The sequence below is a fragment of the Acidobacteriota bacterium genome (assembly GCA_026393755.1).
GTDB lineage: Bacteria > Acidobacteriota > Vicinamibacteria > Vicinamibacterales > JAKQTR01 > JBAXOX01.
This window is the reverse complement of the sequence record JAPKZO010000032.1, coordinates 282,460-296,713: the sequence shown is the minus strand read 5'-3', so window position 1 is coordinate 296,713 and position 14,254 is coordinate 282,460. Positions and strand designations below refer to the sequence as shown.

General features: G+C 65.0%; 11 protein-coding genes and 1 riboswitch. Of the genes, 3 read left to right on the top strand and 8 right to left on the bottom strand.

Translation table 11 applies throughout. The features are described from left to right. A partial coding sequence (locus tag NTV05_14945) for a hypothetical protein (GenBank protein MCX6545696.1) occupies positions 1-623 on the bottom strand: 623 nt, incomplete at its 3' end. 28 nt (positions 624-651) lie between these two features. Then, on the bottom strand, positions 652-1,704 hold the full coding sequence (locus NTV05_14940) for a hypothetical protein (protein ID MCX6545695.1): 1,053 nt from the start codon (positions 1,702-1,704) through the stop codon (positions 652-654). Positions 1,705-1,856: 152 nt separating this feature from the next. Here NTV05_14940 and NTV05_14935 point away from each other — a divergent pair, with 152 nt between their 5' ends. Continuing rightward, complete coding sequence (locus tag NTV05_14935) at positions 1,857-3,770, top strand: hypothetical protein (protein ID MCX6545694.1); 1,914 nt, start codon at positions 1,857-1,859, stop codon at positions 3,768-3,770. A 7-nt stretch (positions 3,771-3,777) separates the two neighbouring features. Here NTV05_14935 and purL read toward each other — a convergent pair whose 3' ends face one another. Then, entirely contained in the window at positions 3,778-7,647 is a 3,870-nt protein-coding gene (purL, locus tag NTV05_14930; GenBank protein MCX6545693.1) for a phosphoribosylformylglycinamidine synthase, read from the bottom strand. A gap of 108 nt (positions 7,648-7,755) precedes the next feature. Between purL and hypA the strand changes: the two genes are divergently transcribed. After that, on the top strand, positions 7,756-8,088 hold the full coding sequence (hypA, locus tag NTV05_14925; GenBank protein ID MCX6545692.1) for a hydrogenase maturation nickel metallochaperone HypA: 333 nt from the start codon (positions 7,756-7,758) through the stop codon (positions 8,086-8,088). On the opposite strand, the gene NTV05_14920 is transcribed toward hypA, so the two are convergent. Then, entirely contained in the window at positions 8,085-8,354 is a 270-nt protein-coding gene (locus NTV05_14920; GenBank protein ID MCX6545691.1) for a hypothetical protein, read from the bottom strand. The two genes, hypA and NTV05_14920, sit on opposite strands and share 4 nt — an antisense overlap. Here NTV05_14920 and hypB point away from each other — a divergent pair. Then, positions 8,349-8,993, top strand: a complete 645-nt coding sequence (gene hypB, locus NTV05_14915; protein ID MCX6545690.1) for a hydrogenase nickel incorporation protein HypB — start codon at positions 8,349-8,351, stop codon at positions 8,991-8,993. The two genes, NTV05_14920 and hypB, sit on opposite strands and share 6 nt — an antisense overlap. 14 nt (positions 8,994-9,007) lie before the next feature. Here the strand turns inward: hypB and NTV05_14910 are convergent, their stop codons facing one another. The 4 genes from NTV05_14910 to NTV05_14895 form a co-directional block, all read right to left on the bottom strand. Continuing rightward, the gene (locus NTV05_14910; GenBank protein MCX6545689.1) at positions 9,008-9,562 is read right to left on the bottom strand and encodes an ATP-binding protein; all 555 of its coding nucleotides are present in this window, start codon (positions 9,560-9,562) and stop codon (positions 9,008-9,010) included. Next, entirely contained in the window at positions 9,559-10,131 is a 573-nt protein-coding gene (gene pnuC, locus NTV05_14905; protein MCX6545688.1) for a nicotinamide riboside transporter PnuC, read from the bottom strand. The genes NTV05_14910 and pnuC overlap by 4 nt, the downstream gene beginning before the upstream one ends. Before the next feature lie 9 nt (positions 10,132-10,140). After that, positions 10,141-12,495, bottom strand: a complete 2,355-nt coding sequence (locus NTV05_14900; GenBank protein MCX6545687.1) for a TonB-dependent receptor — start codon at positions 12,493-12,495, stop codon at positions 10,141-10,143. 86 nt (positions 12,496-12,581) lie between these two features. Further along, a riboswitch (TPP riboswitch) is annotated at positions 12,582-12,677 on the bottom strand. Between the two features lie 147 nt (positions 12,678-12,824). Beyond that, positions 12,825-14,252, bottom strand: a complete 1,428-nt coding sequence (locus NTV05_14895) for an aldehyde dehydrogenase family protein (protein MCX6545686.1) — start codon at positions 14,250-14,252, stop codon at positions 12,825-12,827. Positions 14,253-14,254: the final 2 nt, after the last annotated feature.

Below are 14,254 nucleotides of genomic sequence, written 5' to 3'. Positions count from 1 at the left end.
AGGACGTAGAGGACCTCGACGTAGCCGGCCTTCGCCATCGATCCGCCGATGCCGGGCATGAGCGCACCCACCGCGATCAGCGCGTTTCCCGCCGCCCGGTGGCCGTCATGCTCGTTGCGGAAGTACTTCCACGCGCTGTAGGCCGCGCCGCCAATCAGGAAGAACGACGCGTAGAGGTTGATGAACGGCGTCAGCAGCCGGATCCAGCTCCAGCCCAGAATGGCGCCGGTCGGGCGCGTCACCTGGAGCATCTCCATACGCACCGGCGACAGGAAGACGAGGATCGACGCGACGATCACGAACGGCAGCGTAATCGCCGTCGCCCGATCGGCGAACTTCTTCGAATGCGTGAGATACACCGACCCTTGCGCCAGCGGATACCCGCCGAGCAGTGCACCGGTCACGTACCACAGCTTGTTGAGGAGCACGGTGTTGCCCGACAGCGTAATCAGGCTCTCCACCACGGTGCCACTGCCGTAACAGGCCACGCCGAACGCCCACCAGAACAGGTGCGGCGACCGGTGCGCGAGGTACTTTCGGAACAGCAACGTCGAAAACGTGATCGCGACGATCGACGTCCCGATCGGGAAGTAGTGGATGAAAGTGAGGGCCTGCTGATCCATCTGACGTATCTTTCCTGTGAGAAGGGGCCTACCGGCGGCTGCGACCAACCTCGAGGCTCGAAATATCCATCAAGTACATGAACATCTTACGCTCGCCGGGTGCCGCGCCCCGGCTCGACGAGAAGCCCATCCAGTGTCCGTCAGGCGAAATGGCCGGGAACCCGTCGAACGCATCATTGTACGTGAGGCGGCGCTGCTCGCCGCTCACGATGTCCATCATGAAGATCTCGAAGTTGCGCGGCGGGAGCAGCTTGACGAAGACGAAGTGCCTTCCGTCGGGCGCGGGGGCCGGGGACCAGTTCGTTCCGGCCTCCGACGTGATCTGCTTTGTGCCTGTGCCGTCAGGCCTGATCGTGAAGATCTGCATCGGCATGCCGCGCTGGCCCTGATCCTGAATCTTCCACGCGCGGTAGATGATGGTCTTGCCGTCCGGCATCCACTGCGCGCCGCCTTCCTGCCAGTCGGGCGTGTGCGTAATCTGGAACAGACCGCTCCCGTCCGGCCCCATCTTGTAGAGATCCATCTTCCCGTCCACCTGCCGCCCGAACAGGATCCACTTGCCGTCAGGTGAAACGGTAACCTCCGCGTCGTACACCTTGTTGGTTGTCATGCGGACGACGTGGCCGCCGTCCAGGTCGGAGGTGTAGAGTTCGGCGCCCTGCGGGTAGTCGTTCGCGTCGGAGAAGTTGCCGGGGGGCATGTCGAGATTGTCGCGGGTGGACGTCCAGATCAGTTTCGTCCCGTCCGGGTAGTAGAACGAACACGCGTCAGCGCCCTTGTCGTTGATCCGCCGGACGCTGGTGCCATCCAGCTTGAACGTGTAGACCTGAAACTGCTTGTCGTCCGCCATCCTGGCGTTGCAGATCATGCTCTTGCTGTCGGGCGAGAAGTACCCCTCGGCGGCCTCGCCGGGAATCGGAATCTTGTGGACTGGAAGCTCCTGGGCGCTCACTGGCGCCGCCGCGGCCGTCGGATCCTGTGACCGTGCGTGACTACTGGCCGCGACCGCCGCCGCCAGGGCCGTCAGGCACGCGATCTCCACAACCGCCGCAACCCGAATCCTGCGAGATCCACCCGTCACACGGCACCTCCTTCACAAGCCACGATCCTCGAGGATGGCACGTCCGAATTCACCGAGTCAAGATAGACCAGACTTGCGCGTGACAACCAGCCCGGATTCGCTGCACAATGGGGCGCCCCGGTCCCGCCCGGGCTCTCCCATAGCGAGGCATCATGACGATTGAACACCGCTCCCGTTTCACCATCAGACTGTGCACCGCCGCGATGGCCGCCGCCATCATCAGCGCCTCCGCCGCTGCCGCACAGACGACACCGACTGCTCCGAAACAACCAGCGACTACCGCGGCCCAGACAAGACCCGCCGACCAGGCGAAACCCGCGGCGATTCCAACCGCCAAACCCGCCGTTCAGGCGAAGCCGCCGGTCACAGGATCGACCGGGCAGAAGCCAGCCGATCCGAAGCCCGCCCCGGCTGCCACGACCCCGGCGCGCGAGGTCACTCCCGAAGCCAAGGCGCTGAAGGAGGCTTCGTCCATTACCGATCCCGACAAGCAGATTGAGGCGCTCAACAAGGTGATCGCCGAGTTCCCGAAGACCTCGGCGGCCAGCTCCGCCGAGGCCAGCATCATCAACACGATGACCAAGAGGGCGACGACCGACCTCAAGGCTCTCCAGGAACAGGCCAGGAAGTTCGTGGATGCGGCATCCACCCCGAATGAGCGGGCGAGGCGTCTCGGATCCGTCGCCAGCGGATTGACAAGCACCGGCGCGCTGCTCGACGAGGCCGAACAGTACGCGAAGAAAGCGCTCGACGTGCTCGGCAATGAGAAAGCGTGGATAGACCTCGAGAAGAAGGCTGCCGCCGAAGCGCAGGCCGAGGCGGCCAAGCGGAATCCGACAGCCAAACCGCGTCCGGCGATGACGGATGCGGAGTACTCGAGCCGGCTCGTTTCACAGCGGCAGGCGGGTCTGATGACACTCGGCCAGATTCTGGACAAGCGGGGGAAGACGGCCGACGCCGAGAAGGCCTATCGGGATGCCTACACTCTGGCGCCCAAGACGGGAGGGGTCGCGGCGTTGAAGCTGGCGGATTACGCCAAGCTGGCCAACCATCCGTTCGAACAGATCGAGTACCTGACGGTAGCCACGATGGCTGGCCGGGTGACGGCCGCGTCGCGAGCCGACCTCGAGGCGGTCTACAAGCAGACACACGGCGGATCGCCCGCCGATCTCGACAAGATGCTCGACGAGCGCTACGAGAAGGAGGCGGCGAAAGTCGAGACCACGCCGTACACGGCCTCAAAGAAGCGCACCGATCGCATGGTTGTCGCCGAGTTGTTCACCGGGGCCGGCTGTCCGCCCTGCGTTGCGGCCGACATGGCGTTTGAGGCAGCCCTTGATCGCTACTCGGCCAAGGACGTCGCGGTGCTCGTCTATCACCTCCACATCCCGCGGCCCGATCCGATGACCAACCCGTCCACGCAGACCCGCAAGGATTTCTACGACGTGCCGGGGACGCCCACCTACGTCATCGACGGCGGAAGCCAGAAGGTCGGCGGCGGCGGCGCGGCCCAGGCGGAGAGGCTCTTCAAGGACTCGGTTGAATCCGTCATCGACAAGCGCCTCGAGGGTAAGCCAGGCGCGCGGATCAAGCTGCAGGCCGGCATGAAGAACGGGAAGGTTGATGTTGCGGCTGAGGTCGGAAAGACGGCCAGGACCGGAAAGGTCGATCAGAAGCTCAGGTTGCAGGTGGCGCTGGTCGAGGAGATCGTGCACTACACCGGCGAGAACGGCGTGCGGTTTCACCCGATGGTCGTTCGCAGTCTGGCGTCCACCGAAAAGGACAAACTCGGCTTCGACGTTGCGCCCGGGCAAACCACGAAGGTGACACACACGTTCGACGTCGCCAGGATTGTGGCCGACGCCAAGGCGCACCTGGATGACATGGAGGGCGGCGCGAGTCAGCGCTTCGGCAAGTTCCAGTTCATCGAACGCAAGAACGCCATCGACACGTCACACCTTCGCGTGGTGGCCTTCGTGCAGGACGAGAAGTCCAAGGAGATTCTGCAGGCGGCGGTGGTCGATCTGCCGGCTCCGGCGAAGCCGGCGGCGACGAAGGGCAAGTAGCCGGACACTAGCCGACGTAGACGCGCGCGTTGCGGAAGAGCCGCATCCAGGGGCTGTCCTCGCCCCAACTGTCCGGATGCCAGGAGAGCTGCACCGAACGGAAGACCCGTTCAGGGTGAGGCATGAGGATCGTGAACCGGCCGTCGGCGGTGGTCGCGGCAGTCAGGCCACCGGGTGAACCGTTCGGGTTGAGAGGATAGACCTCGGTCGCCCGCCCCCGATTATCGACCAGCCGAGCCGACATGATGACCCGCTGCGCGTCTTCGGGCCGGTCGAACACCGCTCGGCCTTCGCCGTGCGCGGTGACAACGGGGAGCAGACTCCCGGCCATTCCCGTGAAGAACAACGAGGGGCTCGACACGATCTCCACCGTAATCAACCGGGCCTCGAATTGTTCGGACGCGTTCTTGGCGAACCGCGGCCAGGCCTCCGCTCCGGGAATCAGCGATTTCAACGCGGCCATCATCTGGCATCCATTGCAGACGCCGAGCGCGAAAGTGTCTGACCGCTCGAAGAACGCCGAGAATTCGTCGCGGGCCCGGGGGTTGTAGAGAATCGACTTCGCCCACCCTTCACCGCCGCCCAGCACGTCGCCGTACGAGAACCCGCCGCACGCCGCCAGGCCCCGAAACGACTCGAGCGACACGCGCCCGGAGATGATGTCGCTCATGTGCACGTCGTGCGCCTCGAAGCCGGCGCGGTCGAACGCCGCCGCCATTTCGACTTCGCCGTTCACGCCCTGCTCACGCAGGATCGCAATGGGAGGTCTGGCGCCTGTCGCGACAAACGGCGCGGCGACATCTTCGGCCGGCGTGAACCGCAAGACCGGAGTGATGCCAGGCTCGCCGCCATCCAGGATCCGGTCGTACTCCTGTTGGGCTGATGCCGGGTTGTCGCGCAGAGACTGCAGCAGCCACGTCGTCTCGCTCCACACGCGCTGCAGCGCGACGCGCGACTCGCAGAACAACTCCTGGCCGCCGCGTGTCACGCGCAGCGTGCCGTCCTCAGTGACGCGCCCAACCATCCGGCCGTCGACACTATGGATCTGTAACACCGCGAGCGCCCTCGAGAGGTCGGCATCGCGAACCTGGATCACCGCGCCCAGTTCCTCCGAGAACAACTCGGCGAGAAGGCCGGATTCATCCACAGCCGGCCGAGCGCCGATCGCGTCTGCCTCAAGCGTCACGCCAGCATGACCGGCAAAGGCCATTTCCGCCGCCGTCACGAAGAGGCCGCCGTCCGATCGATCGTGGTACGCCAGCACGAGGCCTGCTGCCCGCAGTTTAGCGAGCGCCGCAAACAGGCCGCGAATGGCCGTCGGGCTGTCGAGATCCGGCACGTCACCACCGGCCTGTCCGAGCACCTGCGCCAGGATGGAGCCACCCAACCTCGCCTGGCCGCCAGAGAGGTCGATCAACACGAGTGATGTCGCGCCGACGCCGGTCTTCAGCTGTGGCGTCCACGTGGGCCGGACATCGTCGCACGGGGCGAACGCCGAAACGACCAGCGACACCGGACTTACGACATCGCGGGCCGCGGCGTCCTCGGTCCACTGCGTGCGCATCGACATCGAGTCCTTGCCGACCGGGATGCTGATGCCGAGCGCGGGGCACAACTCGAGCGCGACCGCTCGAACCGTGTCGAACAGTGCCGCATCTTCGCCCGGCGCGCCGCCGGCGGCCATCCAGTTCGCGGAGAGCTTGACCAGCGAGAGTGCGCGCAAGGGGGCGGCCGCCAGGTTGGTCAAGGCCTCCCCGACAGCCATTCGCCCGGACGCCGGCGCGTCGATCGCCGCGATCGGCGTCCGCTCGCCGATGGCGAATGCCTCGCCCGCGTAGCCCTCGAAGGAGAGCAGCGTCGTGGCGCAGTCGGCCACGGGGACCTGCCACGGCCCCACCGATTGATCGCGCGAACACAGGCCGCCGACCGTGCGATCGCCGATGGTGACGAGAAAGGTCTTGTCCGCCACCGTCGGAGCGCCGAGCACCAGATGGGCGGCTTCGGCAATCGACACACCCCGCCCGTCAAACGGCTCGACGTTGATCGTCCGGTGGGCGACATCGCGGGTCATCCGCGGCGGCTTGCCGAGCAGCGCCGGCAAGTCCATGTCGACCGGCGCGTTACCGAAGAGCGGATCTTGAACCTCGAGCCGCTCATCGTCTGTGGCGACGCCGACGACGGCGAAGGGGCAGCGCTCGCGCTCGCAGAGTGCGCGGAAACGATCGAGATCTGCTGGCGCAATCGCCAGCACGTACCGCTCCTGTGCCTCGTTGCACCACACCTCGCGAGGCGTCATCCCGGGTTCTTCGTTGGGTGCGGCCCGCAGATCGATCCGTGCTCCCCGGCCCGAGCCGTGAGCCAGTTCAGGCAGCGCGTTCGACAGACCGCCTGCCCCGACGTCATGGATCGAGAGAATGGGATTGGCCGTCCCGAGGGCGCAGCAGCGATCGATGACTTCCTGCGCGCGCCGCTGAATCTCCGCGTTGCCACGCTGGACCGAGTCGAAGTCGAGGTCGGCCGTGTTGGCGCCGGTCGTCATCGACGAGGCAGACCCGCCTCCCATGCCGATGAGCATGCCGGGCCCGCCGATCTGGACGAGCAGCGAGCCGGGCGGGATGTCAGCCTTGAGGGCGTCGTCTGCGCAGATGTTGCCAACGCCCCCCGCCAGCATGATCGGCTTGTGGTACCCGCGAAGCACGCCGCCCACGCGCTGCTCGTAACTGCGGAAGTAGCCGGCGAGGTTTGGACGCCCGAACTCGTTGTTGAACGAGGCGGCCCCAATCGGGCCGTCAATCATGATGGCCAGCGGCGAACTGATGCGGCCGGGCCTCGATTCCGGACCCTCCCATGGCCGCTCGTGCCCGGGAATGCGCAAGTGTGACACCGAGAAGCCGCAGAGACCCGCCTTGGGCTTGGAACCGCGGCCGGTAGCGCCCTCGTCGCGGATTTCGCCGCCCGATCCGGTGGCCGCTCCGGGAAACGGCGAAATCGCCGTCGGATGATTGTGTGTCTCCACTTTCATCAGCGTGTGGAGATCGGTCTCCCGGTAGAGGTAGCGGCCGGTATCCGGGTCCGCGAAGAACCGGCGCACCCGGCGTCCTTCCATGACGGCGGCGTTGTCGGAATACGCCACGACCGTCCCTTGCGGGTGCGCCTGATGCGTCTTCCGGATCATCCCGAACAGTGTTTCGGCGCGGGGCTGGCCGTCGATGATCCAGGACGCGTTGAAGATCTTGTGGCGGCAGTGTTCCGAGTTCGCCTGCGCGAACATCGTGAGCTCCACGTCGGTCGGATTGCGCCGGTGGCTTGTGAAGTACGCCACCAGGTAGTCAATTTCGTCCGGCGCGAGGGCGAGGCCGAAGGCGGCATTGGCTTCGTCGAGCGCCGAGCGCCCGCGCCCGAGGACATCCACCAGCGTCAGCGGCTTCGGCGCAGAGTGATGAAAGAGGCCGGCGGCTTCATCGATGCTGCCGATGATCGTCTCTGTCATCCGATCGTGCAGCAGCGGGAAGATGGCGCACACCGCCCCGGTGCCCTCGACGTCGAATGCGGTACCTCGCTCGACGCGCTTGACCGCATCGAGCCTGCACTGCTTCGCAATGTCCGTGGCCTTCGACGACCACGGAGAAATCGTTCCGAATCGTGGCGTGACCAGGATCGGGCGGCCGACAGGCTCTGGCGCAACGCCGCCGTAGGTCAGCAACTTCGTCAGTGTGTCGCTTTCCGATTGCGTCAGGCTCCGAGCCGTCTCGACGAAGTGCCAGAACCGGGCCGATCGAATCTCAAGGCCCGGCTCCTGCGCGCGAACGAGTCGATTGAGCTTGTCGAGGCGGAAGGTCGAGAGCGCGAGACCCCCGGGGATCTTGAGGACAACCATGTGCTTGGAATTCTACCCTGCTTGCCCGGTAGGGGCACGGCATGCCGTGCCCCGACGGCGGACTGATGGTCGCGTCCGGGGTATAGAATCAGAATTGCCGTGCACGAAGTGGGGATCATGCAGTCGGTTCTCGAGATTGCCGAGTCACAGGCCCGATCGGCTGGCGCCGTGCGCATTCGCGAGATTCGGATGCGGGTCGGCCGGATGACGGGCGTCGTCTCCGAAGCGCTGGACCACGCGTTCACCGTGCTGCGCGGGGACACACTGGCCGCGGAAGCGCGGCTCGTCGTTGAATTCGTGCCTGGCGCCTTCTGGTGTATGACGTGCGCCGACGAGTTCGAAGCCGACGATCTGATCGGCGGCTGTCCGACGTGCCACGTGCCCAGCTTCGAGATGCGGCGGGGCCGGGAACTCGACGTCGTATCGCTGGAGATCGATTAGTCATGTGCGTCGAATGCGGATGCGGCCGTCCGGGTCCGACCAGGATTGATGGCAAGCCGGCCGACCAGGTGCCGTCGCCGCTTGTCGAGGCTGGCCACGACCACAGCCGGGCGCACGACGACGAACACCCGCACGTCCACAACGCTGAACAAGATCACGCTAATCCGCACCAGCATGACCACGGGCATCCTCACGCCCATAGCCACGAGCACGACCATCCACTGGAAGACGGACTCGCGCGGGGTTCTCGTGAGATCGCGGTGCACCAGTCCGTCTTTGCGGCCAACGACCGAATGGCCGAGCGCAACCGCGGCTTCTTCAAGGCACTGGGCCTGCTCACGCTGAACGTCGTCTCGTCTCCCGGGTCGGGCAAGACGGCGCTGCTTCAGAAGACGATCGAGCGGCTGCAACCTGCCGCACGCGTGGGTGTCATCGTCGGCGACCTGGAGACCGACAACGACGCGCGGCGGCTGCGCACGACCGGAGCGCCGGTCGTCCAGATTTCCACCGGAACGCTCTGCCACCTGGACGCCGAGATGATCGCGCGCGCCGTGGGGCAGCTTGATGCGAAGACGTTGGACATCTTGATCATTGAGAACGTGGGGAACCTCGTGTGTCCGGCCGAGTTCGATCTCGGTGAGGACCTGCGGGTGGCGCTGCTCTCGGTCACGGAGGGCGAGGACAAGCCGCTCAAGTACCCGCCGATGTTCCGCCATGCCCACGTTGTGGTCATCACGAAGACCGACCTGGCGCCGCACGTCGACTTCGACCGCGCCTCGGCCCTCGAGAACATCCGCCGCGTCAGTCCGAACGCCAGGATCTTCGAAGTGTCGGCACAGACAGGCGCAGGGATGGACAAGTGGTGTGACTTCTTGAAGACGAGGCAGAACGGGAACCTCGCATAGACCGACGCGTCCGTTCAAGCCGACGACGCGGCCGACAAGGCTCGGGCGACCGCCTGCGTGACAGCCTCAATCGCAGTCTCCCGGCGCGTCTCCCACGATCCAACAATGTCGACGACGCGAGCGCCGGACACATCCAGTTGCCGGCGGAAAAGCTCGTGCATGTCAGCTCGTTGCTCGGGCCTGTCGTGCTGGAGGCCATCCGCCTGCCACGGCACATCCGGGTGCAGCAAGAGGTACAGGTCCGCCAACCGCTGCTTCGCTGCATCAGCGATCCACGGCGGACACGCGCCATTGTAGTGCCGGCTGTAGACCACGGTGCTGATGAGGTCGGTGTCTCTGATGACCAGACGCGACGCAGACGAGGCCGCTTCGTCCTCGACGCGCATCTGTCCGTGTGCGATCGACGACACATCCGACGCGTCGAGCGGCGTGCCCTTGCGGTCGAGGTACTCGCGGACGTACTCCGGCGACGAGGGTGCCCCGAAATATACCGCCAGGTCACCGGCGAGCGTTGTCTTCCCGGTGCACTCCGAGCCGGTGAGCACAACGACGAGCGGCCAGGCGCTCATGCCGGCTCCCGGGCCACCGTCATTGACCGGCGCCAGTCGCGGTAGCCGAGAAGCGCCAGGACGACGTAAACGGCATACAGGCCCGCCGTCAGCCTCAGACCCTGGGTCAGACTCATGCTGATGTAGATCAGGTCGACCACGACCCAGAGCGACCAGTTCTCCAGGTGCTTGCGCGTCTGCATCCACTGGGCGACCAGGCTGAACGACGTGGTGAAGGCGTCGAGAAAGGGCAGCGCTTCGTCGGTGCGGCGCTGGAGCCAGACACCCAGGAGCGCGGTCGATGCCAATCCCAAAGCCGTCAACGGCACCAGAATTCGATTCGAAATGCGCGAGACCCGCAACTCGCCGTGGTCGGTTCCGCCGTGGAGCCACGCGTACCAGCCGTAGGAAGCCAGGACCACGTAGACGACCTGGAGCCCCATGGCGGCGTACAACTTCGCCTCGAAGAAGACGACGATGAACGCAATGACAGAAACGAGCCCAACGGGCCAGCACCAGATCTTCTGGCGCGTCGTCAGCCACACGCCGAGAATGCCGGTGACGACGCCGACGATTTCAAACGGGCCCATTGGGTGTCTTCACAACTTCAAGTCGAGCATCACCATGATGCTCCGGGTGGCAAGCGGGTAGTAGTACCTGGTGCCGCCAGGCTCCAGCCGCCCGGCGGCGCCCTCGGTGAAGAACAAGTAGCTGTATCCACTCGGAAGCATGTTCCGGTTGTCGAGGACATTGTCCATCTGGATCCGCAGTCGTGGCGCAGTTCGAGCCGCGAAGCCTAGAACCCGCGCGAGATTGATCGACGCCACGGCGTCGAGGCCGAAGAACCCCTTTGCGACGAATGCCGGGTTCCCGGTGTTGTCGAGGTGCGACTGACCGACATAGCGCCCCGCCCCGCTCACGGTGAGCCACGATGCGGGCGAATAGTCAGCCGACGCACTCGCCAGCACCGATGGCGTCAGCAGCGGTGTGACGTTGGTGTGCGCGAGGCTGGTGGTCGTCAGCCACGTGCCAGCCGTGTCGTAGATGTCGTAGAACTGCGTCCAGGTCCGGATACGGTTGTAGCTGTAGGTGGCCGTGTGACGCAGCCGGAGCGACGACCACGGCCGCCATGTCAGGTCGATCTCGACGCCGCGTCTGAAGCTGCGGTCCACGTTGCGGCGCAGCGGCAATCCGATCTCGGACAGTTCGCCTGTTTGCGCGATCTCGTGCCTGAACTCCATGAAGTAGGCGTTGATCTGTGCGGTGAAGCCGGGACGCGAGAAGCCGACGCCCGACTCGACGTTGACGACCCGTTCCGGCAAAACGGCCCTGAGATCGTAAGGCACGCTGGCGTTATCCTCGCCTTGCAGCATGTCGCTTCTGCCAGGTTCCCGGCCCGCCCGGCCCACCGATCCGTAGAGGCTTGCGCCGTGTCCGAGGTCGACACGTGTGCCGATTTTGGGATTGAAGAACGTCCAGCCGACCGAGCCCAGCGGAGCAACGCCGTCGTAGCGGAAGCGGGCCCACCGAACCTGGAGATCGGCGTAGTGATGCCAGCGCCCTTTCGTGGAGATCACCTTGGCGAAACTGTTGATCTCGTTCTTGAAGCCGTGGTTGGTGTATTCGTGCAGGCCACCGACGATGTCGCGGTTGTGTTGGCTCTCGAAGGTACTGACATGGGCGCCCCAGCTGAAGTCGAGCCCATTGCGCGTCGCGTGGAACGTCGCCATCGCGCCGAGATTGCGCCAGTCGAGCCCGTACTGCAATAGCCCGATCGACGCATCACGGAGGCGATACCAGCCACCTGCTCCGTTGTAGTACCCCTGGATCGACAGTTCCGCCGACGGGCCAAGCGCGCGATGGTATTGAGCGTTCACAAAACCTTGCACGAAATCGTCGCGCTCATCCGGGCCCAGCGGGTTGACGCGTCGATCCTGCTTCAGTGTGTCTTCGTCAGCCGCGAGAAACGCCAGGTTGGTGCGCTCGTGCCCAAGAAAACCGAAAACCTTGAAGAAGGACGCGTCCGAATCGCGCGTGGCCCCTGCGTACACGCTTTGCTGGTTCACGCCGGAATGCTCACGGAAGCCGTTCGAGTCCTGGTAGGCCGCCTGGCCATAGAGCTTGAACCCTCCACCCAGCCTGCCGGATTGCCCGGCCGCACTCACGTGGTTGGTGCCGAACGAACCGCTGCTCATTCGGATGTCGGCCTCGGGTTTATCCTTGAGGTCGATGCTGGCAAAGTTGATGGATCCGACAAACGAGGCCGTGCCGACCGTGGACGTGCCGACCCCCCGCTGCACCTGGATGCTCTGAACAGCGTTTGCGAAATCGCCGAAGTTGGAGAAGTAGAACGCCGAGTCCTCGGGCTCACTGAGCGGGGCGCCATCAAACGTGATGTTCATCCGTGTCTGGGGGATCCCACGCAGGTAGAGGTACGAGTAGCCGGTTGGGGAGCCGGCGTCGGAGTACTGCGTGAGCGAGGGCACCTGCTTCAACAGGTACGGCATTTCCTGCCCCGAGTTCAGCGATTCGATTTCTTGCCGATCGAGATCGCGCTTGGTGATTGGCGCTTCGGCGTCCGCCCGCACGGCCGCGACCACGACGTTCTCCGTGAACCGGGCCAGCGGCTCGAGGACCAGGTCGACGTTGTCGAGTCGCCCTTCGACATTGAGGGTCTTTCTGGCCGGCACATACGTCGGATGCGTCACGCGCAGATCGTGCCGTCCGCGCGCCAGAGTCAGGGCGAACCGGCCCGCCTCGTCGGTCGTCGTCTTGGCTCCGTTCTCCGCTGACACGACCGCCGCGGCAAGCGGAGAGCCGGCAGCCGTACGGACTGTTCCGTGAATCGTGATGGTGGACTCCTGCGCTGCCGCCACTCCGGCGAGGCTCGCGGCAATCGCGAATAGCAGCGCGACCCCGGCGCGCGCTCTGAACGATGATCGACATGTCTTCATGGTCACCCCTTCTCTCGTCAGGCACGAATCTCATGCTGAACGAGTGAAATGGATGCTTTGGGGAGTTCTCGAATCGATGGGGAGCCCAGGCTCCCGATCGCCTTCCCTACGCCGGTACTACCCGGTTCAGGTTCGAGGGTGTGATCTCAGGCCGTATCGTTAGGCCACCCCTAGGCGTCCTGCCAGATCCAAGTGTCGCGCGAATAGCGCCGGCCGTCAAGGACAGTCCGTCGCCGGCCGTCGCGGCCATCACCGGCAACGGGGGCTCTGTGCGGGACGACAGTTGGCCGACGACCATTTCCCGCCTCGTCGGGACCCGGCGGTCATTTCTAGGTAAACCACTTCAGCGTTAACGCAATCAGCTTGCGCACACGCGCGGTGTACGGCGGAAACATCCAGTGCACGATGCTACACCTGTCGCGCAGCACCGATCGCGCGTGCGAGAACGCTGTGAACCCGAAGACGCCGTGGCTCTTGCCGATGCCGCTGTTGTTGACGCCGCCAAAGGGCAGGTTCAAGTGCAGGAAGTGGATCACGGTGTGATTGATGCACGTGTCGCCGGCCGACGTCTCGGTCAGCACGCGATCGATGTTCGGCTGGCTGCGGCTGAACACGTACAACGACAGGGGTTTGGGCTTGCTGTTGACCAGCGCGATGGCCTCACCGATGTCGGTGAAGCTGACCATGGGCAGGAGGGGGCCGAAGATCTCCTCTTCCATGATCCGGCTGTCCGGCGGGACATCCGAGACCAGCGTGGGACTGACGAACCGGTCGTCTCCCGAGAGCACCCCGCCGTAGACGACGCGTGCCCCTCGTGCGACCGCGTCGTCAAACAACCCGCGCACCCGCTGGTAGTGCCTCTCGTTCACGATCCGGCAGTAGTCAGGAGTCGCGCGTTGCCGGTCGGGGCCCGCTCCGTACGCATGCTCGATGCTGCCGATGATCTCGGCGACCAGGGCATCCTTCACGGTGGCCTGGACCAGAATGTAGTCGGGCGCGATGCAGGTCTGGCCGCTGTTGGCAAACTTGCCCCCCACAATCGCGCGTGCGGCGTGCTTCAAATCGGCGGTGGCGTCAACAATGGTCGGGCTCTTGCCGCCGAGCTCGAGCGTGATCGACGACAGGTGCTTTGCCGCAGCCGCCATCACGAGACGGCCCACCTGAGGACTGCCGGTGAAGAAGACGTGATCGAACGGGCAGTCCAGCAGCGCCGTCGCCACCGCCGCATCTCCCTCGAACACCGCGACCTCCGAGCGATCGAATGTCTCCTCGATCAGCCGGCGAGTGAGCGCGGAACAATGGGGCGTCATTTCGGACGGCTTGATGATGGCGGTGTTGCCAGCGGCGATCGCCGACACGAGGGGACAGAACGCCAGATTGAACGGGTAGTTCCACGGCACGATGATGAGCGTGACGCCTATGGGTTCGTACCGGATTTCCGCAGACGTTCCCATCATCGCCAGCGTCGGCCAAACGCGGTGCGGCCGCATCCATCCCTTGAGGTGCCGAATGGCATGCCTGGCCTCGGCGATGACGGGCAGCAGTTCGGTGAGATCCACCTCGGGCCGGGGCTTGCTGAAATCGGCGGCCGCGGCCGCACATATATTCTCTCGGTGAGTCTCGACTGCGGAGATGAGCCTTCTGAGCTTCTCGATTCGCTGCTGCGCCGTGGAGCCGCGCAGTTCGAGCGCCCGCGCGCGCTGTGCCGCGAACACCTCTTCGATCCGGCGGGCGATCTCGGGGTCAATGCTGGCCATGG